Origin of the sequence: Desulfobotulus alkaliphilus (genome assembly GCF_007830435.1) — a bacterium.
GTDB classification, from domain to species: domain Bacteria; phylum Desulfobacterota; class Desulfobacteria; order Desulfobacterales; family ASO4-4; genus Desulfobotulus; species Desulfobotulus alkaliphilus.
In genome coordinates, this window is sequence record NZ_VLLC01000004.1 from 78,255 (window position 1) to 103,695 (window position 25,441).

A 25,441-nucleotide genomic window follows, 5' to 3' on the forward strand; every position below is an offset into this window, starting at 1 on the left:
ATACTTTCAAAAACGCATAATCCACTGTATCCATTTGCAAAAAAAGGTAAGCATTTGATCCGAGCCATCTTCGTAAAACTGACAGACCGTATTTTTGGAAAGGGTAAAGCCAAGGGCCGCCCGGAAACCGCAGCCGAGCCGCAGACATCCTTATCCCCGGACAAGGCGGCCAGAGACCGCCTGCCTTCTGAACCCGTCAGGGAAAAATCAAAAAAAAGCAGAAACCCTGAGGATGCGAGGCAGAACCGGGATGAGACTGCCGCAGGCAAGGGGAAAAAGCCCCGGAAACCAGAAGGCAGCCTGGCGGAGGAAAGCCCTGAGTGGCTCCCTGAAAATTTTGATATTCCCCCAATGGAAGGCAAAACCCGTTTCCATGACCTCGGCCTTCCCGCCAAACTGATGCGGGGCATCCATGAGCTTGGGTTTCAGTACTGCACCCCCATTCAGGCAGACATCCTTCCCGGAACCCTGGAAGGCAGGGACGCCACAGGCAAAGCCCAGACCGGCACAGGCAAAAGTGCGGCCTTTCTTCTGGCCATCTATACAAGGCTCATGAAAAACCCCAGGGATAACCGCAGACCCGGCGTGCCCAGAGCCCTCATACTGGCCCCCACCCGGGAGCTGGCCCTTCAGATAGAACAGGATGCAAAGGATCTGGGAAAATACACACCCATGAAAATTGCCGCCATCTTCGGTGGCATGGGGTACGAGCATCAGAAACGCATTCTTGCGGAAAAGGTTATTGATATTGTTGTGGCAACGCCGGGCCGTCTGCTGGACTTTAAAAAACAGGGCCTGATCCGCCTTTATAAGGTGGAAATCCTTGTCATTGACGAGGCGGACCGTATGCTGGACATGGGGTTCATTCCCGATGTGAAGCAGATTGTCTATGAAACCCCCCGCAAGGAACAGCGGCAAACCCTGTTTTTCAGCGCCACCCTTTCCGATGATGTCATGCGCCTTTCCCGTCAGTGGACCCTTGATCCGGTGAATGTGGAAATCGAACCCGATGTCATTGCCACGGAAAATGTGGATCGTAAAAACTACATTGTTACCGCAGATCAGAAATTTGCCCTTCTCTGGAACATCATTACCCGCCAGAATCTGGAAAGGGTCATGGTTTTCACCAACAGAAAAAGCGAAGCCCGCACCCTGAGCGAACGCCTGCAGCGCTACAACATTTCCTGCTCCATGATCACAGGGGACGTTCCCCAGAACAAACGTATCCGTGCCCTGGACAACTTTAAAAAGGGTGCTTTCCGGGTACTGGTGGCTACGGATGTGGCGGCAAGGGGAATTCACATAGACGGCATCAGCCATGTGGTCAACTACAACCTCTCCCATGACCCGGAACAGTTTGTCCACCGCATCGGCCGGACGGGACGTGCCGGAGCCTCGGGCATATCCATCAGCTTTGCCGATGAGGATGATTCCTTTTATATCCCTGCCATAGAAGAATACATCGGCGAGCCCTTTGAATGCCACTATCCCGAGGATGCGGACCTTGAGCTGCCTCCGCCGCCTCCCAAAAAAACAGCCCCCCGAAGGGAGCCGGAGGCAGAGGGCAGGGAGCCGTCTGCCAGACCTCCCAGAAAGCGCCGTCCCAGACCCAGAAAACCGGCCACATCAGGAGAAAAAGGCCCTTCGTCGCCAAAGCCTGCGGAAGCCACAAAGGCAGAGCCTTCCGATAATACAGGGGCTCCTGCACCGAAAAAAAGGCGCAGACGCCGGAGAAAACCTGCGGGTTCCCGTCCTGAAGGGAGTCTATCCGAAGGCCGCAATGCCAGAGGCCCGGAAAACACAGAATAAAAGAATCTGACTATAATGATTTTTCAGCCATACGAAGTTTATAGACTGACAAGAACCGCAACAGCAGACTGTGGCTGAGTCAGGGTATAAATCAGGTAAAAAAACGTCATTCACCGGGCCGGAATCCAGATGGGCTCCGGCCCTTTTGTTTCTGCAAGGAAAGGAGATGCCATGCATTTTGTCATCATAGGGGGCGATGCCGCAGGCATGAGTGCTGCCAGCCGTGCCCGCCGCAATGCACCGGACATGAAGATCACCGTACTGGAAATGACGCAGGACATCTCCTACAGCGCCTGTTCCATGCCCTATGTCCTTGCCGATGAAGAGGGGGACATGGATGCCCTCATCATGAGGACCCCTGCCGTATTCCGGGAAAAACACGGCATTGATCTGCGTCTGGGCCACAAAGTGGAAGACATTGACCCCGAAGCCCGCAGGGTTTCAGGAAGGGATTCCGAAGGCAAAAATTTTGAAGTTTTTTTTGATAAACTCCTCATTGCCACGGGATCTGCGGCCAGCATGCCCCTCATCCCCGGTCATGATCTGCCCCATGTTTTTGTGCTGAAGAGTCTGGATGACGGACGCAGGGTAAAGGCCTTTATAGAGGAAAAAAGGGTCAAAAAGGCCGCCATCATCGGAGCAGGATACATAGGCCTTGAAATGTGCGAGGCCCTTACGGAAAGGGGAATCACCGTACAGCTGATCCGCAATGCTCCGGAAATACTGCCATGGCTGGCACCGGAACTTTCCCTTGTTGTGGAAAAGGCCCTCGGAGAAAAAGGCATTCTCATCAACCATGGCTGCACCACGGAACGCATCGAAGCCCATGGCAGCAGGCTGGATATCTGCTGTACCGAGGCCTGTTTTGATGCGGAGATGGTGCTCATGGCCATTGGTGTACGCCCCTCAGGCTTCCTTGCAAAAAATGCCGGTCTGGAGCTGGGGGCTGCCGGTGCCATTGCCGTGAACCGCAGTCTGCAGACCAGCCATCCGGACATTTACGCAGCCGGAGACTGTGCCGACGCCTATCATGTGGTAACCGGAGAAAAGGTGTGGATACCCATGGCCCTGACCGCCAACCGGGCCGGATGGGCCGTGGCAGACCACATCACCGGAAAACCCGTACGCATGGAAGGGGTGGCCGGAACCGGTGTTTTCAAAATTTTTGATGTGGAAGTGGCCCGCACGGGCCTGACGGTTCAGGATGCGCGTAAAGCCGGATTCGACCCCGTGGAAGTCGTTGTCAAATCCTATTCCAGAGCCAAAACCGTTGCCGGTTCCAGGCCCGTATGGGTTCAGATGGTGGGCGACAGGCAGAGCGGCAGGCTCCTTGGGGTTTCCATGGTGGGCAAAGACAATGAGGCCCGCCGCATCAATGCGGCGGCCGTGGCCCTCCATGCCCGGATGCGGGTGGCGGATTTCAGCACAGCCGACCTTGCCTATGCCCCCCCCTTCAGTCCGGTATGGGATCCTTTGCTGGTGGCGGCCAATCAGCTGCTGAAAAAACTGTAGGTGCTGAATAAAATACGACGGTAATTATTCAGCACAGTCTTCCAGGTACCATACCTTTAAGACAGATGCACAGGCCCCAGGCTATTTGCTCGTGACGCAATCTTATTCGGGAGCTTCTTGCCCTGTGCGGAAGCGGCAAAAACTCCCCGCCACAGGCAGGATAAGCTTTTTGATTACCATGGCAGGCTTGGGCACGCTGCCTTTGTGGCGGCTCAGACAGTTTGCCGCTTTTATTGCACTCCGGCACTCAAGCCTGAAAAGGCTGCATCGTTTACATTATATGCTTTAGGTTTTTGGCTTGAGTGCCGGACAAAGCTCTGATCCGAAACGATTGCAATGTCACTTGCAAATAGCCACGGAGCCTTGCAACAGTAACGAAGCTGCTGCAATTACAGCATTGGCAGTTCAGATTAAACTGTGATGAACAGCTACATACGACGCCTTGTAACTACTCAGAACGTACAAAACCATATAAAAAAGCAGGAGGAACATGTTCAGGGAAGGTCAGGAAGTTTTCTGGGTAAAAAGCCTCAATGCCATGCGCAATGCCGCTAAAACAGGGCCGACAGTCATCATAAAAATTGAGGATCGCTGGCTGTATCTGGAAAACGGTCACAGGGTAAGCATGGAAACGGGAGAGGCCGAGTACAAAAGGGGGCTGACTCCGGGCCGCTGCTACCTTTCCGAGGAAAGCTACAGAAAGGAGCAGCAGACACTGGATGCCTGGAATAAACTCAAAAAAGATTTGCAGGCCAGCGGACTCGTTCCCATGGGTGTCACCCCGGAAGACATTGAAAGGGCAAGGGATCTTCTGGGGCTTGGAGCAAAGTCTTCATGGACAGATGACTCTCCCTAAGTCCTGCTTAAAACAGACTACTCCTTTTCATCAACAAAGGCTTTTTCCGGATATTTCCCCGTTACGCCGCTGTAGAAGGCCCGGATGGTTTCCATATCCGCAGCCATATCCCCGGTAGGATGCAACAGCATACCCATACCGCCTTTTTTTGTGGCATAATCCAGATATCCAAGGCCAATGGGAACCTTTGCCCCCGTTGCAATATGATAAAATCCGGTTTTCCACTGGGATACCCTGCTGCGGGTACCGGAGGGCGGGATAATCAGAACCATTTTTTCCGCTTTTTCAAAAATTTCCACAGCCAGCTCCACGGTATTCCCCCTCTGGCTGCGGTCCACGGGAACCAGCCCCGTCCACTTCAGAAGAAAGCCCATGGGTTTTTCCGTCAACTCCTTTTTACCCATCATATACACCTTCAGCCGCAGCTTCAGGGCCAGCAGCAGGGTCCAGAAAAAATCCCAGTTGGAGGTATGGGGGGCGGCAATCATCACCAGTTTTTTTTCTTCTTCGGGTACATCCCCCTCCATTTTCCAGCCAAAAACCCAGAGGATAAAGCTTGCCATAAGCCATAGAAGCGTATTCAGAACAGGCATATCAAAGATGGTTGTTTTCTGTACTTTCATGTTTTTAACGACTTTCATTGCGGGTCATAAATGAGTGGAAAAAAGGTTTCCTGCTAAAAGATCAGGCCTGTTTTCCTTATCCGGGCTGCCACAACATAGAAAAAGGAAGACGGGAAAACAAGTCGCATGCAAGGGATTATGGCCGGGAGCAAAACCAAAAAAATAACCTGCGTCTCCCTATTGCAAGGTATCTTATCTGTTTGAATTCCATTCCCTTCCATGCTATCCCATGCAGGCTTTTTCATTTGGTGCGTATTCTCTGCGCCCTGTTTATGGGCAGGGTATTTCTTTCAGGCCGCCTGTTCCCTTGTACCCATGCCATCACAATTCAGTTCCGGCCTCTGCCACAGGATTTTCCAAGGAGTTTTTCATGATCCATCTGAATCGGATTTCACGCCATCACGGCAACCAGATATTGTTTGACAATGCCAGCCTGCAGATTCTTCCCGGAACCCGCACCGGCCTTGTGGGACCCAACGGTGCGGGAAAAACCACCATCTTCCGCCTGATCGTGGGGGAAGAAATGCCCGATGGCGGTGACATTTCCCGCAGCCCCAAAATCCGCATCGGCTATTTTTCTCAGGATGTGGGCGACATGGCAGGACGCAGTGCTCTGGAAGAAGTCATGGCAGCGGTGGGGGACGTACTGGCTCTGGGAGAGGACATCAGAAAAATGGAAGCATCCATGGCCGAACCCATGGATGAGGATGCACTGACCCAACTTCTGGAACGCTACGGTGAGGCTGTGGAAAGCTTTGAGCATCAGGGAGGCTATGAACTGGAATCCCGTGCCCAGAGTGTACTCACGGGCCTTGGCATCGGACCGGATGCCTATCACCGGCCCGTGGAAGCCTTCAGCGGCGGATGGAAAATGCGCATAGCCTTAGCAAAAATACTCACCACCAACCCGGATGTGCTGCTTCTGGACGAACCCACCAACCATCTGGATCTGGAATCCATTCTCTGGCTTGAAAACTGGCTGGTTTCCACCTTTAAGGGGGCTCTGCTCATGACCTGCCATGATCAGGAGTTCATGAACCGCATTGTCTCCCGCATCATTGAAATCGGCAATGGTGCCGCCACCACCTACACGGGCAATTATGATTTTTATATCAGGGAAAGGGAGATCCGGCGGGAGCAGCTGGAGGCCAGTTTTAAACGGCAGCAGGACATGCTGGCCAAGGAAGAGGAATTCATAGCCAAGTTTGCGGCCAGAGCCTCCCATGCGGCACAGGTGCAGTCCCGGGTCAAAAAACTGGAAAAAATCGAACGCATTGTGCTGCCGCCGGACCAGAAAAGAATCCGCTTTACCTTTGACACACCGCCCCGGTCCGGAGACGATGTGGTTTCCATGGAAAACCTTGGCAAAACCTGGCAGACGCCCGAAGGAGGCCTGCACTCGGTTTTCGGCGGCATCTCCGGCATGATCCGCAGGGGAGACAAGGTGGCTGTGGTGGGGGTGAACGGTGCGGGCAAATCCACCTTTTTACAGGTACTGGCAAAGAGAACCGAGCCCAGCACGGGAAAGGTTACCATAGGAGCCAATGTGCACACAGGCTATTTCAGCCAGCATGCCATGGACATTCTCCACCCGGAAAAAAGCGTGCTGGATACGGTTCAGGATGCCCTGCCCACGGCAGGACTGGGCGTCATCCGCAACCTCTGCGCCGCCTTTCTCTTTCAGGGGGATGATGTTTACAAAAGGATAGACAAGCTCTCCGGCGGAGAAAAAAGCCGGGTGGTACTGGCCACCCTGCTGGCCCGGCCCTTAAATTTCCTCATCCTCGATGAGCCCACCAACCATCTGGATATTCAGTCACGGGAAGTGCTGCTGGAAGCCCTGCAGGCCTTTGAGGGAACCGTGCTCATTGTCAGCCATGACCGTCATTTTCTCCGTTCCCTTGTGGGCCGGGTTTTTGAAATCGACCATGGCCGCATGATTCCCTACGAAGGCAGCTACGATTATTATCTGAGAAAGCAGATGGCGCTGCAGACGGGTTGAACACCTGAGCGGAAATCAGTCTCTGGCATTATAGATAACCCCACCTTTGCTGCTGTAGCTTTCCAGCACCTCCCGGCCTTCTTTTGCCATGAAATGGCGGATCACCCGGATACCGGCATTCTCCAGATAGGCATAGGAAGCATCAAAAACCGGGCCTTCATCAAAACCGATGGCCCGGGCATCTTCCGCAGCCGCCGCACAGACCACGCGGCTGACACCGCTCCAGAGGATGGCACCCAGACACATGGCGCAGGGCTCACAGGAAGTGAAAAGCTCCCTTGTTTTTCCCGGCCCATGGAGGGTGAAGGAAGAAAGGGCTTTCTGGGCCATCATGATGGCCACCATCTCGCCATGCAGGGTGGCATTGTTCAAAGGGAAAACCCTGTTGACACCCACCCCCAGCAGCCTGCCGCTTTCCTGATCAAAAATGGCCGATCCAAAGGGCCCGCCCGTATCCTGACGCACATTTTCTGCGGCAAGCCAGAGGGCAAGGGCCATTTTCTCTTCATCGGAATCATATCTTTTTTTGGCATCCACCGCCGCTTCCACCCATGGGGGAAGCTCCACAACAACCTGTTGCACAGGGCCTTTTTTCCCCTCGGTCTGCATAGAATTTTCCTTTATTTTTCAAGACATTTTTTTTTCTGATTACCACTGTCTTTCAGCCATAGAAACTTGAAACCATGGAAATTACATGATCAGATTTTACGATTGTTTACGGGCACCCGTAAAGGGTGCCCCTACAAAACGAGGGTCGTAAAAATTATTCGTAGGGGCAGGCCTTGCGCCTGCCCGTATGAAAGCTCTCGCCATGGGTTTGACAACAATCTGACCAGCAAGGCTCTGGCTGATTCAGGGTAGTAATCAGATTTCTTTTTTTAAAATCCCAAGCTTACGCATCTTCCCCCTCAGGGTGCTGGGATGGAGACCCAAAAGGGCGGCAGCTCCGTCTTCGCCCATGATTTTACCATGGGTTTTTTCCAGTGCCTTACGGATATGCCTGCCTGCGGCATCATCAAAGGAAAGAAAGGGCGCATCGCTGGTGTTCAGGTGTTTCTCTGCCTTTGTCAGGGAGGGAATCCGGGGCATATCCAGCACAAGAAGGCCGGAGTGAAAACCCCTGGTCTGACTCTGAATGAGACCCCGCTCCACAAGGTTCTGCAACTCACGGATATTGCCCGGCCAGCTGTGCTGACGGAGAAATTCCATGGTGCCCGCAGGGATGTGCACCTTTCTTGTAATTTTCATCTCCTTGCATTTCCTTGCCACCAGATACTCCAGAAGGGCCGGAATGTCCTGACTTCTCTGCCGCAGAGGCGGAATCATGATGGGAAAGACATTGAGACGGAACCAGAGATCTTCCCTGAAACTGCCCTCTTTGACCATCTGTTCCAGATTTCTGTGGGTGGCGCTGATGATGCGCACATTGACAGCGATGGTTTCCGTACCGCCCACCCGTTCAATCTCCCTGTTCTGCAGCACCCTGAGCAGCCGTACCTGGGCACTGAGGGGAAGTTCTGCCACTTCATCCAGAAAAAGGGTGCCGCCGTCGGCCCTTTCAAAACGGCCCCTTTTCAGGGCAAGGGCACCGGTAAAGGCTCCCTTTTCATGGCCGAAAAGCTCACTGTCAATGAGCCCTTCGGGAAGCCCCCCGCAGTTCACCTTCACAAAGGGGCCGCCGTTTCGGGGAGAAGCCGCATGCAGGGCGTTGGCCAGAAGCTCCTTGCCCGTACCCGTTTCCCCCAGAAGAAGGACGGGGCTTTCCAGAGGGGCCACCTGACGCACCATCTGCATCACCTCTTTAAGGCCAAAGTCGGCACCGATGATCCTGTCTCCGGAAATGTGCCTCAGTTCCTTATGGAGATAGCGGTTGTCCTCTTCCAGCATTTCCTTCAGACGGACGATTTCCTCATACTGCAGGGCATTGGTGAGGGCAATGGAAAAGGGTTCATTGAGCATGCCCATCAGCTCCGCATGGCTTTCGTCATAGCGGTTGCAGCCTTCGGCAGCCAAAAGCAGCATACCGATCATGCGGGATTCCATAATCAGTCTGGTGCGCAGCACCGAGACATTCTCGGGCCAGAAAATCCGTATCAGCTCCTGTATGCAGGCCTCCTCTTCCTTCGCATCATTGAGAATCCCAAAGGAAAAATCCGGCCGCCATTCTTCCGCAACTCTGGGAACGGCAGCCTCGGGTATGGGGAAGGACCGGGGAACCTTTGGCCAGTGATCGGGGCAGATGCGCACGATGGTGCGGCTCATGGAGGTTGCCGGATCAAAAAGCCCGATGTGGAGGGCATCCGCAGGGATGACCTTTTTTATATAGGCAAGGGTATTTTCCATGGCCTTTTTGAGATCCAGCCTCCCGCAGATTCTCAAGGTGGCCTCCCGGAAAAAAATATTTTTATTCACTGCCACGCGACGTCCCTTTCCAAAGGTGTCAAATATGAAACATTTGCCCAAAAGCGCCAAATATGACACACGCAAAGGTCATATATGGCAGATTGCTAAATAACCATTGCATATTTTCCCCGCATTTTCTGCATATTTCTTTTGGCATACAATATGCTTAACACAAAAAGGTCTTGTGTTACAGACCCGAAAAACCCGTTTTTCAGATGTAAAAAAATTCGGGGATGGAGAAAATCATGCAGAATATAGAGATCATACGCATATGCGCCTTTAATGAAGCCTCCAGAGAGGAGGCCGTCATGAAAGGAAGGGAGATCATGGAAACCTGTCGCAATGGCGGCGAAGGTATTGCCATATGGACCAGCACGGATCAGAATACGGATATGCTGATTCTGCTGAAACGCAAAGGAGATCTCCCCATAAAATCCTACTCCATGGAAGGTCTTCAGATAGCCGATTATTTTTCCCGCTTCGGCTGGATCAGCCACTCCCTGTGGCAGGATATCGCTCCCATGGAAAAAAAATGCAGCGGATAAGGAGTGCCTGCCAAAGGGACTCCCGCTGTTTGCAAGTGCCCCTGTAATCGTTATGGAAGCCCCCTTTTTCCACGTCCCGTATCACCTATGTTTTTCTGGAGGGAAACATGCCTGTTTTCAAAAACCTGCAAAATCTGCGGGGCCACATCGTCCTTTTCAGCATCCTTCTTCTGATCCTTGCGGCCTGCAGCCAGCCTGCGGAATCGCCACAGGAACCTAAAAGCGCATTTCGCCCTCCCCCCCCCGCAGTCACCACACTGACGGTAAAGGAGCGGGATGCCAAGGTCTTCAATGATTATCCCGCCCGTATTCACGGTGCCCGTCAGGTACAGGTCAGGGCCCGGGTGGAAGGCATTCTTCAAAAACGCCTTTACGTGGAAGGACAGCCCGTGCGGGAGGGTGATGTTCTTTTTCAGATAGATCCGGAACGCTATGACATTGCCCTGCGCCGTGCGGAAGCGGATCTGGCCAATGCCGAAGCCAGCCATGCCGATGCCCGCCGTGAATGGCAGCGGTCCATCACCCTTTATGAAGCAGATGCGGTGAGTGAGCGCACAAGGGATCAGGCCAGAACAGCACTGGATCTGGCCGTTGCCCGGCTGGATCTGGCAAAGACAGCGGTGGAAGAAGCCCGCCGCAACCTGCGTTACACGGAAGTACGGGCCCCCCTGTGCGGCATCACGGGCATGGAGACCCTTTCCGAAGGCAATCTTCTGGAGTGGGGTGCCCTGCTCACCACCATCACCCAGCAGGACCCGGTCCATGTGCGTTTCTCCCTTCCCGAAGACGACGCCGCCATTCAGGGTGCCGCCCGCAGGGCCATGGGAAAGGCTGAAAACGGGGATCACCGCTACGAAGCCACCCTCATTTTTTCCGATGGTGCAGCATATGACCGGAAAGGAGAGCTGGATTTTACGGCCAGCACCATAGACCCGAGAACCGGAACCGTCACGGCAAGGGCCGTTTTCCCCAACCCGGACAACCAGCTCATGCCCGGCCAGTTTGTCCGCATCCGGGTACATCTTCAGAGTTTCAAAGATATTTTCATGATACCCGAAGGGGCCGTCACCCAGGGGCCGGCAGGACCACGGGTTTTTGTGGTCACGGATGAAAACAGGGCCGTTTCCCGCAATGTGACCCTGGGGTCTGCGGTAAATGGCGAACAGATTATCCTGAAAGGCCTTGAAAGGGGAGACCGTGTTGTGATTATGGGCCATGTCTCCGTCAGGGACGGTATGGAAGTATCCCCCACGGAAAAAAGATCTGAGGAGGCATCCTGATGTTCCGATTCTTCATTGACAGACCGATTTTTGCATCGGTTATATCCATTATTATTGTTCTGTCCGGTGCCGTTGCCTTAAGCATGCTGCCCGTGGAACAGTATCCCGATGTGGTCCCGCCCCAGGTAGTGGTCACGGCCATCTATCCCGGTGCCAGTGCGGAGGTCATGGCGGAATCCGTGGCGGCTCCCTTAGAGCAGGAGATCAACGGCGTTGACAGCATGATCTACATGGAGTCAACGGCCATGGATGACGGGTATCTTCGCATCGTCATCTCCTTTGAATTTGGCACGGATCCGGATCAGGCCACCATCAACGTCAACAACCGGGTTCAGGCCGGTCTTGCCAAGCTGCCCCAGCAGGTGAGAAATCAGGGTGTGCGGGTGGAAGCCCAGTCCACCAACATTCTCATGGTGCCCGTTCTCTATTCTCCGGACAAAAGCCTGAACACCCTGTTCATGGCCAACTATGCCCTGCTCAATGTACTGGATGAGCTGGTCCGCCTGCCCGGTGTGGGGGATGCCTCCCTCTTCGGGCGGGATGACTATTCCATGCGCATCTGGCTGAGGCCGGACAGGCTGGCCCAGTTTGAACTGACCCCTTCGGATGTTGCGGCCAGCATCCGGGAACAGAATGCCCAGTTTGCCGCAGGCCGTCTCGGTGCAGAGCCTTCCCCCGCAGGTCAGGCCTTCACCTTTACGGTGAGCACCCGGGGCCAGCTGGCAACACCCGAGGAATTTTCCAGAATCATTCTCAGGGCCGATGAAGACGGCGGCACCCTGCGCCTTGGGGATGTGGCCCGTGTGGAGCTGGGTGCCCAGAGCTATGCGGCCTCTGCTTCCTTCAACGGAGATCCCGCCGTGCCCATGGGGGTTTACCTCCAGCCCGGTGCCAATGCCCTGGATACGGCAAAGGCCGTGCATGATACACTGGAAAGACTTTCCGGGTCTTTCCCCCAGGGACTTTCCTATGTGGTCCCCTATGACACCACGGAATTTGTTGAAATCTCCATAAAGGAAGTTTTCATCACCCTGATTGTGGCGGTTCTGCTGGTCATTCTTGTTACCTTTCTTTTTCTGCAGCGGCTGCGTGCCACCCTCATTCCCGTGGTGGCCATCCCCGTATCCCTCATCGGCACCTTTACGGGTATGCTGCTGCTGGGCTTTTCCGTCAATCTTCTCACCCTCTTCGGTCTGGTTCTGGCCATAGGCATTGTGGTGGACAACGCCATCATCGTCCTTGAAAACGTGGACCGCCTCATCCGTGTGGAGCGCATGAACGCAAGGGATGCCTCCGTGGAAACCATGAAGCAGGTGGCAGGTGCCGTTGTCTCCTCCACACTGGTTCTTGTGGCTGTTTTTGCCCCAGTCGCTTTCCTTGGAGGCATGACCGGTGAGCTGTACCGGCAGTTTGCCGTTACCATTGCGGTTTCCGTTGTGGTTTCCGGTGTGGTGGCCCTTACCCTGACCCCTGCCATGTGTGCCATTCTTCTGGACAGACCGGCACGCAGGGTTTCCCTTCCCTTCGTCCTTTTCAACAGGGCCTTTGACCGGATCACCCTGGGCTTTACCCGGATGGTGGCCCTTGTGCTGCGCAATACTGTCATTGGCGTATTTCTCTTTGCGGGCATCATTGCCGCCACCCTTTATTATCTCGACCGCATGCCCTCGGGCCTTGTACCCCAGGAGGATCAAGGGGTTGCCATGCTGGCCTATTTTCTGCCCCCTGCATCGGCGCTGCCCAAAACCGTCGCCGTCAGGGAGGATCTCTCCCACAGGATTAAAGGCCTTGAGGAGGTAAAGGAGATTACGGCCATTGCCGGCTTTGATTTGTTCGCAGGCTCCCTGCGCACCAATGCGGGCATTGCCTTTGCCAACCTGACGGACTGGCGGGAAAGGGAAGAACCGGGTCAACATGCCCAGGCCGTGGCAGGTAAAATCATGGGCATCGGCATGGGTGTTCCCGAAGCAAACGTCTTTGCCTTTACCCCGCCCCCCATACAGGGGCTTTCCCTCACGGGCGGCGTGGAAGGTTACCTTGCCGTGCGGGGGGATATTACACCAGGGGAAATTGAGGCACTGGGACAAAAACTCATGGCTGCGGCCAATGCCCGGCCCGAACTGATGAATGCCCGTATCACCCTTGATACCGGGATTCCCCGTTTCCATGCGGAAGTAGACAGGGAAAAGGCCCGTGCCATGGGTGTGCCCATCAACCACATTTTTGAAACCATGCAGAGCACCTTTGGCTCCCTTTATGTAAATGACTTCATCTTTGCAGGCCGAAACTGGCAGGTGAACATGCAGTCGGAAAAGGATTTCCGTAGCCAGCCCGAAGACCTAAACAAAGTTTTTGTCCGCTCCAGCCATGGAGAAATGCTGCCCTTAAGCTCCCTGGTGACACTGGAGCGCACCTCAGGCGCAGACATCATCAACCGTTTCAACCTCAATACCGCAGCCCGTTTCATGGCAGATCCCTCCCCCGGATACACCTCGGGTCAGGCCAAGGAAACCATGGAAGAGCTGCTGTCTGAACTGTTCAATGACGGAAATATCCTCATCGGATGGATCGGTGAAGCCTATCAGCTGGATGCCGCCGCCGGTGCAGGAAGTTTGGCCTTTGCCATGGGCATTCTCATGGTATTTCTGATTCTGGCTGCCCAATATGAACGCTGGAGCCTTCCCATAGGCGTTCTTTCTGCCGTTCCCTTTGCCGTTCTGGGTGCCGCACTGGCTTCCCTGCTCAGAGGTTTTCCCAATGACATCTACTTTCAGGTGGGACTTCTGGTTCTCATAGGCCTTGCTGCCAAAAACGCCATCCTCATTGTGGAATTTGCCGCCCAGAACAGAAAGGCCGGCATGTCTTCCATGGAGGCTGCCGTTGCAGCGGCCCAGCAGCGTTTCCGGGCCATCATCATGACAGCCCTGACCTTTATCATCGGAACCCTGCCTCTGGTTTTTGCAAGCGGTGCCGGTGCTGCCAGCCGTCAGGAAATCGGAACCGTTGTTGTGGGCGGTATGGTTCTGGCCAGCTCCCTGGCCCTGATCTTTGTACCTCTGGTTTACAAGCTGGTGGACGACTGTGCGGGCTGGTTCAAAAAAGAAAAAGGGCAGAAAGTATGAAAGCAAAGACCCTGAAAGGAAATGGAATGAAAACCATACCATCAATCATACGGTTGCTTTTTATGGTGATGATTCTGCCGGTGGCGGCTTCTGCCAGTCCCTACTGCCTTGAGCGCCTCATGGATGAAGCCCTCAACAACCGGGATATTCTCCGCATGTACGAAATTTCCCGCAAACAGGCAGAAAAGGGTGTTCAGGAACGCCGCGCCGCCTTTATGCCCGGTGTGGATGCCAGTTACACCGCCCATCGCTTAGAAGACAGCACCCTCTTTGAAAACGATGAAAACGCTTCCTGGAAGATTGCCGCACGATTAAACCTCTTTGCCGGTTTCGGAGACCGGAGTGCGCTGGATACGGCCAGACGCCGGGTGGAAGTGCAGGAAGCCCTCATGGACGGCCTGCGCCAGGACATCCGCCTTGAAACGGCCCTTGCCTTTCTTGGTGTGCATCAGGCTTTGGCCGAAAGGGAAGTGGCGGACAGCACCCGCAGGCTTTACAGCAAGGAGTATGAGCAGGCCGGAACCCGCCATGAAGTGGGTGTAATCCGCAGGGCCGACTATCTTAAAATCAAAGTGGTTCTGGATGATGCGCAGCAGGCATGGACACGGGCGAATGCCGCCGTAAACCAGGCCGTGAACCAGCTTTCCCGCACAACGGGCATGGCCCTCAGCCCTTCGGATCTGGATTTTTCCGACTTTCAGGAGCTTCCCCTGCTGAAGGATTATGTCCTTCTTTCAGAAAAAATGCAGGAAAGGCGGAGTGAGCTGAAAATTCTGGATCTCTCCAGCGCCATGGCAGAAGACAGTGTCGCCATGGCAAAAAGCGCCTATATGCCCAGAGCGGACCTCTCCCTCTCCCATGGTCAGTCCGCCGACAACTACAGCATTTCCGACAATGTTAAGGATGAAACCCGGCTGACCCTTTCTTTATCCGTGAACCTCTTTGACGGTATGAAAAAACCGGCTGTGCTTCAGAAAAGCCGCCTTGAAATCCGCCGCATTGCGCATGAAAGAAAGGAAACCCTGGACAGCCTGAACGTTCAGCTTAAAAATCTTCTGCTGGATGCAGACGTTGCCGGAAAAAATCTTCAGGTGGCGGAAGCGGGTATGGATGAAGCCAGAGAGCACCTCAGGGTAACGGAATACAGCTACAGGGAAGGGGTGGCCACCACCACGGATCTGCTGGATGCCATTGCCTATCTTTCCAGAGCCTCGGCAAACCGCATCACCGCCCGCAGCACCTATCTGCAGACCTCCTTCAGAATCCGCCATCTGGTGGCGGGGCTTGGTGAATAAGTGCAGGGGAGATGACATAAAAAAACCCGGCAAAAGGAAAGGCCTTTGCCGGGCTCCCAATTATTTCGAAAAAAACATTCAGTACCGAGGCTATCTGTATGTGACAAAACAACAGAACACAAACAACACAAGGAAACTCGAGTTCCACAGAAATTTTACGATACGCTTTGACTAAGAAAAGCTTCTCATCTTAAATACGCAATCCTCCAGATATTTTTTTGAAATTTGAAATCTGATTACCACTGTCTTTCAGCCATACGAACCTTAATCATGAAAATTATATGACCAGATTTTACGGATGTTCGAGGGCAAGCTTAAAGGGTGCCCCTACATAAAACAAGGTCATATAAACCATTCGTAGGGGCATGACTTACGCCTGCCCTTATTAAAATGGACCTGACAACAACCGGACCAGCAAACTGGGGCTGAATCAGGATAGTAATCAGATTTGGAAATACTCAATTTCGTCAAAAAACGAACCAACCCTTTAAAACCACCCACTTCCAATCAGGGTTTACCTACAAAGGTATAAGTAAAAGAACGGCTGTACCCGGTCCGCAGAACAGTTGCTGTAATCGTATCACGGACACCGGAATCAGCACCTGGAATAAAAATACGGGCCTGGCCATTGCTGTCTGTTTTTACGGTTTCGGAATCAGTATAACCATCCGTACCCACAACACTGAAGCCGATCTCCACACCTTCATGGGCAGGAGAAATACTTGCCGTTACAGTAACACTCACGCCCTCAGGGGGAGATGCAGGGGCTGCACTGAGGTTGAGTGCATAAGTTTCAAGGGTTTCTCCGGGAAGACTGATAAGAAGCGACTCATTCATGTCAGACCGGCTCACCCTTGCATAACCGCCATCGGATGTAACCCTCACCTCAAAAGTCAAGGAACCCGGACCCGCCAGTGTTTTACTCTCTGCACCTGTCACGCCCTGTACGGGACTGACCCTTACCTGCAAGGGAAATTCGCCACTAGTGACCTGCACAATCACCTGCCAGGTCAGAATCCCCTGGCTTGAGCCAACAAGACTCCTGCTTACCTTCCATCCCTGCCCGTCAATTGCAGTGCCATCATCTTTTTCACTTGAAGTATCCACAGCCAGAATGGTTTCCATACCCGACTGAACCGCAGCAATAACACTGTCTATCACTCCCTGAATATTCACTGCATCCACAATCCAGCTTCCTTCCGGAAGGGTCATGGTCACGCCTTCTTCTCCGCCTGCACCCGTCTTCTTCTTATCACTGACATAAATCAGAGGATTTCCTTCCTCATCCTTCCCTTCAGCAATTATAATGGATGCACTGTCTTTTTCTGCTGTCGCATCCATCACAGTCATCTGGGCACTATCGGCATCATCACTTATGACTGCATCATGGAGCCGCTTAAGACTTTGTTTAATTTTATTTTTTTCCTCATCACCCAGAACTCCGGGAAGCCGGTCATCAATGGACTGAACAAATTCATCCGCTGCCTTTTCAGGATCATTGCCATAATTATTCTCAAGATGGTCCTTTTGCTTTGCCGCATACTCATGCAACTGCTTTTCCATCTCAGAAGCAACCATGTCCTCAATCTCATCCATGAGAATATTTCCATCAATGGACGGATTGAAATTCCTGCCTTTCTCCGTCAGGTCAGCCCCCTCCTTCAAAAAAGAGTCAATGTCCGCCCTGCCGTTAACAGATCCCCTTTCAGCAACATCGGCAAACTCAATTCCGTCAACTATGGTTGCACTGGGAGATGTCAGATCATTAAAAAGGACATTGGCCTGATTATCATACTTGCCTTCACGGAAACTCTGCCAGAAGGCCTCGGCGTTGTCTTCCACATCCTTACGGTTCATGATCCCCCTGCTCTTCAGGGCATACTCATAGGCCTCCTGTTTTCCCTGATCAGAAATCTGATCAAGAACATTCAGGACCCTCTCTCTTCCCCTTTGTGCACTGAAGCCAAGACCGTTTACCAAAAAATCCCATGCTGCACGAAGGGACTTGGATTCCCTGCTCCCATCCTGTCTCCCAGCCGGAAGCCTGACACCCATGGGATCGCGTGCAAAAGCATAGGACTTTTTAACGGCCGACTTTGCCTCGTCAATTCTCAGCACAGCCTTTTCCACCTCATCAAGTGAATCCAAAATCTGCATCTGCAGCTCCAGCCACCGCTCAACAGATGCCGGATCAGGGTCTTCTTCTCCGTAAGGCTTGTTGAAATCACTGCTCATAGCCGCCATAAATGCTAATCTGGCAAGGCCGACTGTCTTGCTGAACTCAGAAATTGTATTGTAGTCCTGATAAGTTTGTGAAGCAGATACCGGAGGTCCCGGAGGAGGAGGCGTCTGAGGTGTTGAGCCTGAGCCCGAACTGCTGCTGTTGCATCCGGTTAAAAAAATAAGAAGCATTGCTGCAGCCACTGAAAAAAGAATCCTTTGCATAAGCATATCGAACCCCCTTCTTAACAGTATTATGCGATATAACACACAGAACAGGGGCTACACACAACCCCCGCCCCCAAAACCGCGTTCACCCCATCCCTCAAAGCCATCTGGTTGAAAACCTACCTGACATCCCCCAAAAAATGCTCGCTGGCGGAAGTGACCGTGCCTGTTTTCATTAAGCCTGATCAAGCATTCAAGTGGTGCCAGCCGATCTCCCATACTTCTGATCAGGGCTGCTGTCCAAATTAAAGACTCTGGTACTTTTAAGGATGACAATCATTATATTAAATTATTGATTATATTTATCACAGTCAAATCAAAATGGAAATAAATTTTCTTTCTGATTTTTTTTCGTTAAGATCTTCACATGGTTCATCCACGGCATAAATCATACCGGTACCCGCATGACTCAGAATAAGACCCGTATCCCTGCCCCATACCCCGGGTCTGCCCCAAAAAAAATGGCTGCATTTTTTGAACAGGCCCGTAAAAAAGCATCGTTTTCTGCCCTATATTATTAAGGACACAAGCAATGAGCCAGCAGAAAACCAAAAAGCCTGTATTGGCTGAAAGCACAAAAATCTCATGCATCATCCCCTCGAAAAACAGAAAAAACCTGCTGGCAGGGGCCCTGAAAAGCATCCTTGCCCAGCATCCGGTACCCGCTTTTTTCCATCCCCCTGAAATTCTTGTGGTGGATGACGGCTCCTCCGACGGGACAGACGCCATGCTGAGGGCAGATTTCCCGGAAGTCATCAGAATCCGCACCCAGGGCATCGGTCCGGGCCCTGCCAGAAATGCCGGGGCAAAGGCCGCCGGAGGGGATATTCTCTTTTTTCTGGACTCCGATGACATCTGGAGACCCACACACCTGCAAAGCCTGATCCCCTGTTTTGTAAAGGGCGCATCCTTTGCCTGCAGCAGGGCCTTCAACCATAACCTTGTGGACGGAAAAGACTTCACCATTCCTGATACGGATGTGGATCTTTCCCGAAACGCTTTTTCCCGTATGCTGCGCTGGTGTGATATGGTACCCTCTGCCTTTGCCGTCCGCAGGGATGTCTTTTTTCTGGCAGGGGGATTTCCGGATACCCAATGGGGCGAGGACTGGCTTTTTTTCCTTGAACTCTGCGCAAGGCAAAAGCTATGCTTTGTCCCTGAGATTACCGTTGAACGAACCCTGCACGCCGAAAGCCTCTGTGCAGATGAAAAACTTAAGCAGCGTATTCTCACCATGCTGGACAGACTCAAGGCTGCCGTATCCACCCTGCCGGGCACAGGCCCGGAAAATCAGGAACACTTTCTGTCCTTAAAAAAACTTGTATTGGAAAAAGGAGACGCATGGAGAAGCATTCAGGACTTTTATACTGCTGCCAGAGAAGCGGGTCTGACGGCCCCATGATTTCCGATGAGGATCATACCCGGGTGCTGGCCACCTGCACGGACATTCCCGAAGAAGTGCCGGATTTCCGCCTTCCCATTGACGGGGTTGGTATTGGCAACAAAACCGTATGGATAAAGCTTCCCAGCGGCCTCACGCCCTTTGCCGCCGACATCCGGGTAAACCTGCCGGGCCACATCAAGGGCATCCATATGTCCCGCATTGAAGCCGTGATCAGTGAACTGCTGGAAAAGGAGTTTGCCGATATAGGGCTGTATGCCGCAGCCCTTGCCGAAGGCATTCTAAAAACCCAGGAAGGCGACAGGGCCGATGTCCGCATCAAGGGCAAACTTCCCATACTGCAGAAGACCCCCGCCAGTCAGAGGATTTCGCTGGATACCCTTGAGGTCTCCGCAAGGGCCCTTGTCTTTTCTTCCGCAGGCCACAGAAGCAGCCGGGTGACCATATCCGCAGGGGTCCACCACATCACCGCCTGCCCCTGTACCCAGGCATACAACCGGGTCCTCTTTGAAACGGACACGGAGCTGCCCCTGATCACCCACTCCCAGCGCTCCTTCACAAGGCTTTCCATGGAAAGGCATGGGGATCTGCCCGGCTTTTCCGATCTATTTGACTGCCTCAACGCAGGTCTCCATGTAACCTCCGATCTTCTGAAACGCACCGACGAGGCGGAAGTGGTACTCAAAGCCCACACCAGCCCCCAGTTTGCAGAGGACACCACAAGGGAAACAGCCAGACAGGCAGGACTTCGTTTCGGAAAAATTCTTCCGGCCAGTACCCTCATCAGTATCCGTTCCGACAGCCTGGAAAGCATCCATACCCATGACGTGATCGCCAGCATCCATACCACTCTGGGGGATATTCTTTCCGTGTTGGAAGAAAACAACTGATTAGCAGTAATTGCAGTAGCTTCGTACTGTTGCAAGGCACCCTGGCTATTTGCAAGTGACATTGCAATCGTTTCGGATCAGAGCTTCGCAGACCTGTGCGAAAGAAGCGGCAAACTGTCTGAGCCGCCACAAAGGCAGCGTGCTTAAAGCCTGCCATGGCAATCATAAAGCTTATCCTGCCTGTGGCGGGGAGTTTTTGCCGCTTCCGCACAGGACAAGAAGCTCCCGAATAAGATTGCGTCACGGGCAAATAGTCTGGGTGGCTGTGCATCTATCTGGCAGGTATGGCACCTGAAAAATTGTGCAGAACTGTTACGATTACAGCAAAAGACTGAAAAAACCGCCCATAAAAAAGGAAGACAGAACCATGACGCCCTGTACCGGAACCCGTCGTTTTGTGAGCTTTTTTCTTGCCCTCCTGATTTCAGCAGCCCTCATGCCAGCGGCCCATGGAGAAACTCCCCGCCGCATTGTGGCCTCCACCACACAGATAGCGGATTTTGCGAGAAACATTACCGGTGACCGCTGGGAGGTCCACAGCATTCTGGCGGCCGGTGCCGACCCCCATACCTACACGCCCACACCCCGGGATGCGGAAAGGGTGGCCAATGCCCATCTTGTGCTCCAGAACGGACTGATGCTGGAAGGCAAAAACTGGATGGAAACCCTTGCCCGGGCCAGCGGCAAACCCCTTGTGACCTGCACCGATGGCATAACACCCCTTGAGGTGGAAGAAAACGGTGAAACCATCCTTGATCCCCATGCCTGGTTTTCTCCCAAAAATGCCGCCGTTTATGTACGCAATATTCTGAAAGCCGTTTCCGATATGGACCCTGAAGGCAAAGCGCTTTTTGAGGCCAGAGCCGAACTCTATCTCCAGCAGCTCCGGGTTCTGGACACATGGATACGGGCAAGCGTTGCCACCATTCCTCCCGAAAGGCGGCTCCTTGTCACCAGCCATGATGCCTTCAACTATTTCTGCCGGGAATACCGCTTCAACCCCCAGAACAACTACCTCAGCCTTGCGCCTGTGGGCTGGTCAACGGGAGGCGAGGTCGGAGCCGGTTCCACACCGGCAAGACTGCGTCAGGTCATGGAAAGCATCCGGGAAATGGGGGCTCCGGCCATTTTTGTGGAAACCAGTGTGAATCCGCGGCAGATACGGGAAATCGCCACACAGGCGGGTATCCGCGTTGGCGGTGCCCTCTATTCCGATGCCATGGGGCCTCCGGGCAGCGCCGGTGAAACCTACATCGGCATGATGCGGGAAAATACCCTGACCATAGTGGAAGCTCTCCGCTAAGAAAGGAAAGGAAGTGAACCGTTTTTCCCTTATCTTTCTTGTATGGATTTTCTGTGCTGCTGCGGCATGGCCGGTTCTGTCCGGATCAGGAAGGCCCCAGCCCCCGGAGCCGGTGCGCAGCCCCCATGGGGAGCTGTCCCGCAGCAGCCTTTTCATGGAAATCAGCACCACCTTTGATCTGTCCGAAGACCCCTTTGCTCTGGATGCTTCATCCCCTTCCGGCCTGCTTGTCCACGAAAACGGCAGGCAGATTCACAGCATCAGGGATCTTGCTTCGGAAAAGACACCGCTCATGCTTGCCATTCACCCCGGTACCGGAGAAACGGAATACAGGATTCAGGCATCGGGGGATACGGACATGCACAGACCTGCAGCCTTACGGGTGCGCATCCTTGAGAGAGAAACCGTCATCGGAGACCGGACGGCATGGAGCAGCGATGGTCCGCTCCAGCTCTTTCTCACCCTCCCTCCCTCCGGCGGGGGCAGCCATGGATAATCTTCTTCCAGCCATCCGCACCCGTCACCTCACGGTAAGCTACGGTCTGCGCCCGGCCCTTCTGGATGTGAACCTCGATATTCCCAAAGGGACACTTGTGGGTATTCTCGGTCCCAATGGTGCGGGCAAGTCCACCCTGATCAAAGCCCTCATGGGTTTTGTAAAAAAGGACGTGGGCCGCGTGGAAATCATGGGAGAGCCAGCGGAAAAAGCAAAGGGCCGCATGGCCTATGTACCCCAGCGCAGCTCCGTTGACTGGGATTTTCCCATCACCGTGGAAGAGGTCGCCCTCATGGGCCGCTATGGCCGGATTCCCTGGTACCGGAATCCGGGAAAAAAGGACAGGGAAGCCGCCCTTAAAGCACTCCGGGCTGTCCGCATGGAAGACTTCGGCCAGAGGCAGATCGGTGCCCTTTCCGGCGGTCAGCAGCAACGGGTTTTCATGGCAAGGGCCCTTTGTCAGGGGGCCGACATCCTCCTTCTGGACGAACCCTTTGCCGGTGTGGATGCGGTAACGGAAAAGGCCATCCTGACCGTACTGAAGGAAGCGCGGGAACAGGGCCTTACCCTCGTGGTGGTCCACCACGACCTTGCCACGGCTGCCAGCTATTTTGACAGGATTGCCCTGATCAAAAGGGGCCTTGTGGCCTTTGGAAGGCCGGAAGATGTACTGCAAAAGGAACTGCTTTCGGAAGTTTATGGAGGGCAGATGCAGAATTTTTTCACCCTGCCATCCATCAATCCAAAACCCTGATACGGGATGCAGGCCGCATATGATAAAAGATAAGGTCGTAGACATACTGGCAGGACTGGATGTCCTGAAAAATTTTACGGCAGCCCAGATCAACGATCATTTTTTCAAAAAAGGCTACGCCAGAATCGTTGAGTATCAGGCCGGTGAAAGAATTCTCATGGAAGGACAGTATGACAACTGGGTATACTGGCTTATCGAGGGTAAAGTCGCTGTTATCAAAGGGGATGTAATGATCGCATCCTTCCAGCGAACCGGAGACATGTTTGGAGAAATGAGCATACTGGAAGGAAACGCCCGCTCAGCCAATGTGGATGCCCTCTGCCCCACCCTCTGCTTTAAGCTGGATATGTCGGTGCTGGATCATCCGGTTCTCAAAAACAGAATCAGCCGGGAAACCTTCTGCAACAGCCTCGCCCAGCTGGCCAGAGAACGGCTGGCAAAGACCACATGCAGGCTTTCGGAAACAGAAAAAGAGCTGCTTAAAATCAAACAGCTTCTCCAGCAGAAAGAAAAAGAGCTGGAAGAAGCCGGAATATTGATCACACAGCTGACGGAGTTGAATGCCACACAGAACCTGCATATTCTGGAACTGACGGCAAGGCTTGAAAATGCTGAAAAAACCAGGGCAAAAAAGCCCTGACTCTTCCGTCGGATTTCCTGCCTTATGGGCCTGAAATCCATACTGAAAAAAGGAAAAATCATGCTGGCAGATCTTGCAGGCCTCCTCCCCGGCCCCCTGTCCCATCTTTTTTTCATCAAAGCCCTCATGGCCGCCATCCTTGTGGGACTGGTCTGCGGGGTTACGGGCTGCCTTGTCATATTACGGAAAATGAGCTTTCTCGGCGACGCCATCTCCCATGCCATGATCGCAGGGGTGGCCGCAGGCTATCTCATCATGAAGCTTCTTTTCGGAATGGAAGCCCATGCCCCTGCCATGCTCTTTGGCGCACTCATCGCCGCCGTGATCACCGTGGGCCTCATCCACTTTGTATCCAGCGTTTCCCGCATCAAGGAAGATACGGCCATCGGCATCATGTACACGGGCATTTTTGCCTTAGGCGTTGTCATGGTCTCCCTTTTCAGGGAACATATTCATATTGATCTCATGCATTTTATCATGGGCGATGTACTGGCTGTTTCCGACGGGGACATCCTCCTTGCCGCCTTTGTCTGCGGCATGGTGCTCACCCTGATCCTGCTCTTCTTCCGCCACTTTCAGGCTTCGGCCTTTGACCCGGTCATGGCGGCTGCCATCGGCATTCCTGCAGGTCTTTTCCACGGCCTCTTAACCCTTTGTGTCAGCCTTGTGGTGGTGGTAGGCGTGGGCATGGTGGGGGTCATTCTTGTGGTGGGCCTTCTCATCACACCTGCGGCCACGGCCTACCTGCTCACCAACCGGCTGGACCGCATGATGATACTGGCCGCCCTTTTCGCCATAAACGGAGCCGTCTGCGGCCTTTTTCTGGCCTATGCCATGGATGTGGCAGGCGGCGGAGCCATCATGCTTTTTCTCACCCTTCAATTTACAGCCGTCCTCATGATCGCTCCGGAGCACGGCATCCTCACCCGCTACATCCGTAAAATCCGACATATTCCCGCTGAAATCACCGAAGACATACTGGCCGGACTTCTCCGCAAAGATCCCATGGGCCTTTCACCCGCCGCCCTTATTGAAACCGCAGGAACGGGAGTCCGGCTGGGCCGCGCCCTTGCCCGTCTTGAGAAGGAAGGGCAGATCACAAGGCAGACAGATCTTGTGCGCCTCAGCCCCAAGGGCAGGGAAAAGGCCCTGACCCTCCGGAGATCCCACAGAATATGGGAATCCTATCTGGCCCATGCCGGTGTGGATGAAGAGAAAATCCATGAAAAAGCCCATGAACTGGAGCATATCCATGATCCGGACCTGCTGAAAAACCTTGATGATCTGCTGGGGCATCCCATGACCGATCCCCATGGCAGCGAAATCCCACAGGATCCCTGCCTGCACAAAAAAGGCGTCCTGTTCAGCGCAAGCCTCCTCAGGCCGGGCCAGCAGGCCATCATCCGCAGGGTTCCTGAATTTCTAAGGGAAAAACTAAAGGAAAACATGCCGCTTTTTCTTAAGGCAAGGGATCGTGCTGGAGAGCAATGGGAATGCATACTTCCCTCCGGAGAAAGGCTCATACTGGATCATGCGGCTGCGGATGCCCTTGTGGTGGAAATGGACGAAAAAAGCTGTCAGACGGAATTTTCCTGAACAGAGCAGGCTTGAATTGCACAAAAACCAATGCTAGTATGTTTATAATTGTTCAGCATAATTTTCTTTTGGTAAATTGAATACCTTTAATCAGATGCATAGACAACCGGACCATTTGTTCGTGACGCAATCTTATTCGGGATCTTCTTGCCCTGTGCGGAAGCGGCAAAAACTCGCCGCCACAGGCAGGATAAGCTTTTTTATTACCATGGCAGGCTTAAGCACGCTGCCTTTGTGGCGGCTCAGACAGTTTGCCGCTTCTTTCGCACAGGCCTGCAAAGCTCTGATCCGAAACGATTGCAATGTCACTCACAAACAGCCCGATTGTCTACTGCCGGAACTAAGGTCATGGAATTAACACACAATCTTTCAGAGTAAAATGTGCTGAATAATTACCTATGTTTTAAACCTTATCCTCTCCACCCTGAACCACCGGCCCCCCTGCCCCCCTCCATTAACGGAAAG

General features: G+C 53.4%; 19 protein-coding genes. 15 read left to right on the plus strand and 4 right to left on the minus strand.

Going from position 1 to position 25,441, the window contains the following annotated elements; translation table 11 throughout:
* The first annotated feature begins 54 nt into the window (after positions 1-54).
* From LZ24_RS03945 to LZ24_RS03955, 3 genes are all read left to right on the plus strand, one after another.
* Positions 55-1,809, plus strand: coding sequence for a DEAD/DEAH box helicase (locus tag LZ24_RS03945; protein WP_246118511.1), 1,755 nt, complete (start codon positions 55-57; stop codon positions 1,807-1,809).
* A 171-nt stretch (positions 1,810-1,980) separates the two neighbouring features.
* A complete protein-coding gene (locus LZ24_RS03950) occupies positions 1,981-3,321 on the plus strand; it encodes an FAD-dependent oxidoreductase (RefSeq protein WP_144682569.1) in 1,341 nt (446 codons plus the stop codon).
* Between the two features lie 490 nt (positions 3,322-3,811).
* A complete protein-coding gene (locus LZ24_RS03955) occupies positions 3,812-4,177 on the plus strand; it encodes a beta barrel domain-containing protein (protein ID WP_144682571.1) in 366 nt (121 codons plus the stop codon).
* Between the two features lie 17 nt (positions 4,178-4,194).
* Here LZ24_RS03955 and LZ24_RS03960 read toward each other — a convergent pair whose 3' ends face one another.
* Positions 4,195-4,800 carry a 1-acyl-sn-glycerol-3-phosphate acyltransferase gene (locus LZ24_RS03960; RefSeq protein ID WP_144682573.1) on the minus strand — a complete coding sequence of 202 codons (606 nt, stop codon included), beginning with the start codon at positions 4,798-4,800 and terminating at the stop codon, positions 4,195-4,197.
* A 370-nt stretch (positions 4,801-5,170) separates the two neighbouring features.
* On the opposite strand from LZ24_RS03960, the gene LZ24_RS03965 reads away from it, so the two are divergent.
* A complete protein-coding gene (locus LZ24_RS03965; RefSeq protein WP_144682575.1) occupies positions 5,171-6,802 on the plus strand; it encodes an ABC-F family ATP-binding cassette domain-containing protein in 1,632 nt (543 codons plus the stop codon).
* Between the two features lie 15 nt (positions 6,803-6,817).
* On the opposite strand, the gene LZ24_RS03970 is transcribed toward LZ24_RS03965, so the two are convergent.
* Together LZ24_RS03970 and LZ24_RS03975 are read right to left on the minus strand one after the other, a co-directional pair.
* A complete protein-coding gene (locus tag LZ24_RS03970; protein WP_144682577.1) occupies positions 6,818-7,411 on the minus strand; it encodes a nucleoside deaminase in 594 nt (197 codons plus the stop codon).
* A gap of 255 nt (positions 7,412-7,666) precedes the next feature.
* The gene (locus tag LZ24_RS03975; RefSeq protein WP_222427522.1) at positions 7,667-9,220 is read right to left on the minus strand and encodes a sigma 54-interacting transcriptional regulator; all 1,554 of its coding nucleotides are present in this window, start codon (positions 9,218-9,220) and stop codon (positions 7,667-7,669) included.
* Positions 9,221-9,450: 230 nt separating this feature from the next.
* Here LZ24_RS03975 and LZ24_RS03980 point away from each other — a divergent pair, with 230 nt between their 5' ends.
* The 4 genes from LZ24_RS03980 (at position 9,451) to LZ24_RS03995 (ending at position 15,447) form a co-directional block, all read left to right on the plus strand.
* On the plus strand, positions 9,451-9,750 hold the full coding sequence (locus LZ24_RS03980) for a hypothetical protein (protein ID WP_144682579.1): 300 nt from the start codon (positions 9,451-9,453) through the stop codon (positions 9,748-9,750).
* 107 nt (positions 9,751-9,857) lie between these two features.
* Complete coding sequence (locus LZ24_RS03985; RefSeq protein WP_144682581.1) at positions 9,858-11,030, plus strand: efflux RND transporter periplasmic adaptor subunit; 1,173 nt, start codon at positions 9,858-9,860, stop codon at positions 11,028-11,030.
* On the plus strand, positions 11,030-14,152 hold the full coding sequence (locus LZ24_RS03990) for an efflux RND transporter permease subunit (RefSeq protein ID WP_144682583.1): 3,123 nt from the start codon (positions 11,030-11,032) through the stop codon (positions 14,150-14,152). Before LZ24_RS03985 ends, LZ24_RS03990 begins: the two co-directional genes overlap by 1 nt.
* Positions 14,153-14,178: 26 nt before the next feature.
* The gene (locus LZ24_RS03995) at positions 14,179-15,447 is read left to right on the plus strand and encodes a TolC family protein (RefSeq protein ID WP_186442916.1); all 1,269 of its coding nucleotides are present in this window, start codon (positions 14,179-14,181) and stop codon (positions 15,445-15,447) included.
* A 507-nt stretch (positions 15,448-15,954) separates the two neighbouring features.
* Here LZ24_RS03995 and LZ24_RS04000 read toward each other — a convergent pair.
* Positions 15,955-17,604, minus strand: coding sequence for a hypothetical protein (locus LZ24_RS04000; RefSeq protein WP_144682587.1), 1,650 nt, complete (start codon positions 17,602-17,604; stop codon positions 15,955-15,957).
* An 823-nt stretch (positions 17,605-18,427) separates the two neighbouring features.
* Here LZ24_RS04000 and LZ24_RS04005 point away from each other — a divergent pair.
* The 7 genes from LZ24_RS04005 (at position 18,428) to LZ24_RS04035 (ending at position 24,976) form a co-directional block, all read left to right on the plus strand.
* Complete coding sequence (locus LZ24_RS04005; protein WP_144682589.1) at positions 18,428-19,297, plus strand: glycosyltransferase family 2 protein; 870 nt, start codon at positions 18,428-18,430, stop codon at positions 19,295-19,297.
* The gene (locus LZ24_RS04010) at positions 19,237-20,187 is read left to right on the plus strand and encodes a GTP cyclohydrolase, FolE2/MptA family (RefSeq protein ID WP_144682590.1); all 951 of its coding nucleotides are present in this window, start codon (positions 19,237-19,239) and stop codon (positions 20,185-20,187) included. The genes LZ24_RS04005 and LZ24_RS04010 overlap by 61 nt, the downstream gene beginning before the upstream one ends.
* Positions 20,188-20,554: 367 nt before the next feature.
* Positions 20,555-21,490 carry a metal ABC transporter solute-binding protein, Zn/Mn family gene (locus tag LZ24_RS04015; protein ID WP_144682592.1) on the plus strand — a complete coding sequence of 312 codons (936 nt, stop codon included), beginning with the start codon at positions 20,555-20,557 and terminating at the stop codon, positions 21,488-21,490.
* 13 nt (positions 21,491-21,503) lie between these two features.
* A complete protein-coding gene (locus LZ24_RS04020) occupies positions 21,504-21,986 on the plus strand; it encodes a hypothetical protein (RefSeq protein ID WP_144682594.1) in 483 nt (160 codons plus the stop codon).
* Positions 21,979-22,740, plus strand: coding sequence for a metal ABC transporter ATP-binding protein (locus LZ24_RS04025; RefSeq protein WP_144682596.1), 762 nt, complete (start codon positions 21,979-21,981; stop codon positions 22,738-22,740). Before LZ24_RS04020 ends, LZ24_RS04025 begins: the two co-directional genes overlap by 8 nt.
* A gap of 19 nt (positions 22,741-22,759) precedes the next feature.
* Complete coding sequence (locus LZ24_RS04030; RefSeq protein WP_186442917.1) at positions 22,760-23,380, plus strand: Crp/Fnr family transcriptional regulator; 621 nt, start codon at positions 22,760-22,762, stop codon at positions 23,378-23,380.
* Between the two features lie 60 nt (positions 23,381-23,440).
* Positions 23,441-24,976 (plus strand): metal ABC transporter permease, encoded by a 1,536-nt coding sequence (locus LZ24_RS04035; protein WP_144682600.1) that lies wholly within the window; start codon positions 23,441-23,443, stop codon positions 24,974-24,976.
* Positions 24,977-25,441: the final 465 nt, after the last annotated feature.

Excerpts from the sequence above, each read along its gene's own strand:
- LZ24_RS03985 (WP_144682581.1), top strand. The coding sequence starts at position 9,858 with ATGCCTGTTTTCAAAAACCTGCAAAATCTGCGGGGCCACATCGTCCTT.
- LZ24_RS04035 (WP_144682600.1), top strand. The coding sequence starts at position 23,441 with ATGCTGGCAGATCTTGCAGGCCTCCTCCCCGGCCCCCTGTCCCATCTT.
- LZ24_RS03990 (WP_144682583.1), top strand. The coding sequence starts at position 11,030 with ATGTTCCGATTCTTCATTGACAGACCGATTTTTGCATCGGTTATATCC.
- LZ24_RS03960 (WP_144682573.1), bottom strand. The coding sequence starts at position 4,800 with ATGAAAGTACAGAAAACAACCATCTTTGATATGCCTGTTCTGAATACG.
- LZ24_RS04025 (WP_144682596.1), top strand. The coding sequence starts at position 21,979 with ATGGATAATCTTCTTCCAGCCATCCGCACCCGTCACCTCACGGTAAGC.
- LZ24_RS04010 (WP_144682590.1), top strand. The coding sequence starts at position 19,237 with ATGGAGAAGCATTCAGGACTTTTATACTGCTGCCAGAGAAGCGGGTCT.
- LZ24_RS03965 (WP_144682575.1), top strand. The coding sequence starts at position 5,171 with ATGATCCATCTGAATCGGATTTCACGCCATCACGGCAACCAGATATTG.
- LZ24_RS03950 (WP_144682569.1), top strand. The coding sequence starts at position 1,981 with ATGCATTTTGTCATCATAGGGGGCGATGCCGCAGGCATGAGTGCTGCC.
- LZ24_RS03970 (WP_144682577.1), bottom strand. The coding sequence starts at position 7,411 with ATGCAGACCGAGGGGAAAAAAGGCCCTGTGCAACAGGTTGTTGTGGAG.
- LZ24_RS04030 (WP_186442917.1), top strand. The coding sequence starts at position 22,760 with ATGATAAAAGATAAGGTCGTAGACATACTGGCAGGACTGGATGTCCTG.
- LZ24_RS03955 (WP_144682571.1), top strand. The coding sequence starts at position 3,812 with ATGTTCAGGGAAGGTCAGGAAGTTTTCTGGGTAAAAAGCCTCAATGCC.
- LZ24_RS04000 (WP_144682587.1), bottom strand. The coding sequence starts at position 17,604 with ATGCAGATTTTGGATTCACTTGATGAGGTGGAAAAGGCTGTGCTGAGA.
- LZ24_RS04015 (WP_144682592.1), top strand. The coding sequence starts at position 20,555 with ATGACGCCCTGTACCGGAACCCGTCGTTTTGTGAGCTTTTTTCTTGCC.
- LZ24_RS03995 (WP_186442916.1), top strand. The coding sequence starts at position 14,179 with ATGAAAACCATACCATCAATCATACGGTTGCTTTTTATGGTGATGATT.
- LZ24_RS03980 (WP_144682579.1), top strand. The coding sequence starts at position 9,451 with ATGCAGAATATAGAGATCATACGCATATGCGCCTTTAATGAAGCCTCC.
- LZ24_RS04005 (WP_144682589.1), top strand. The coding sequence starts at position 18,428 with ATGAGCCAGCAGAAAACCAAAAAGCCTGTATTGGCTGAAAGCACAAAA.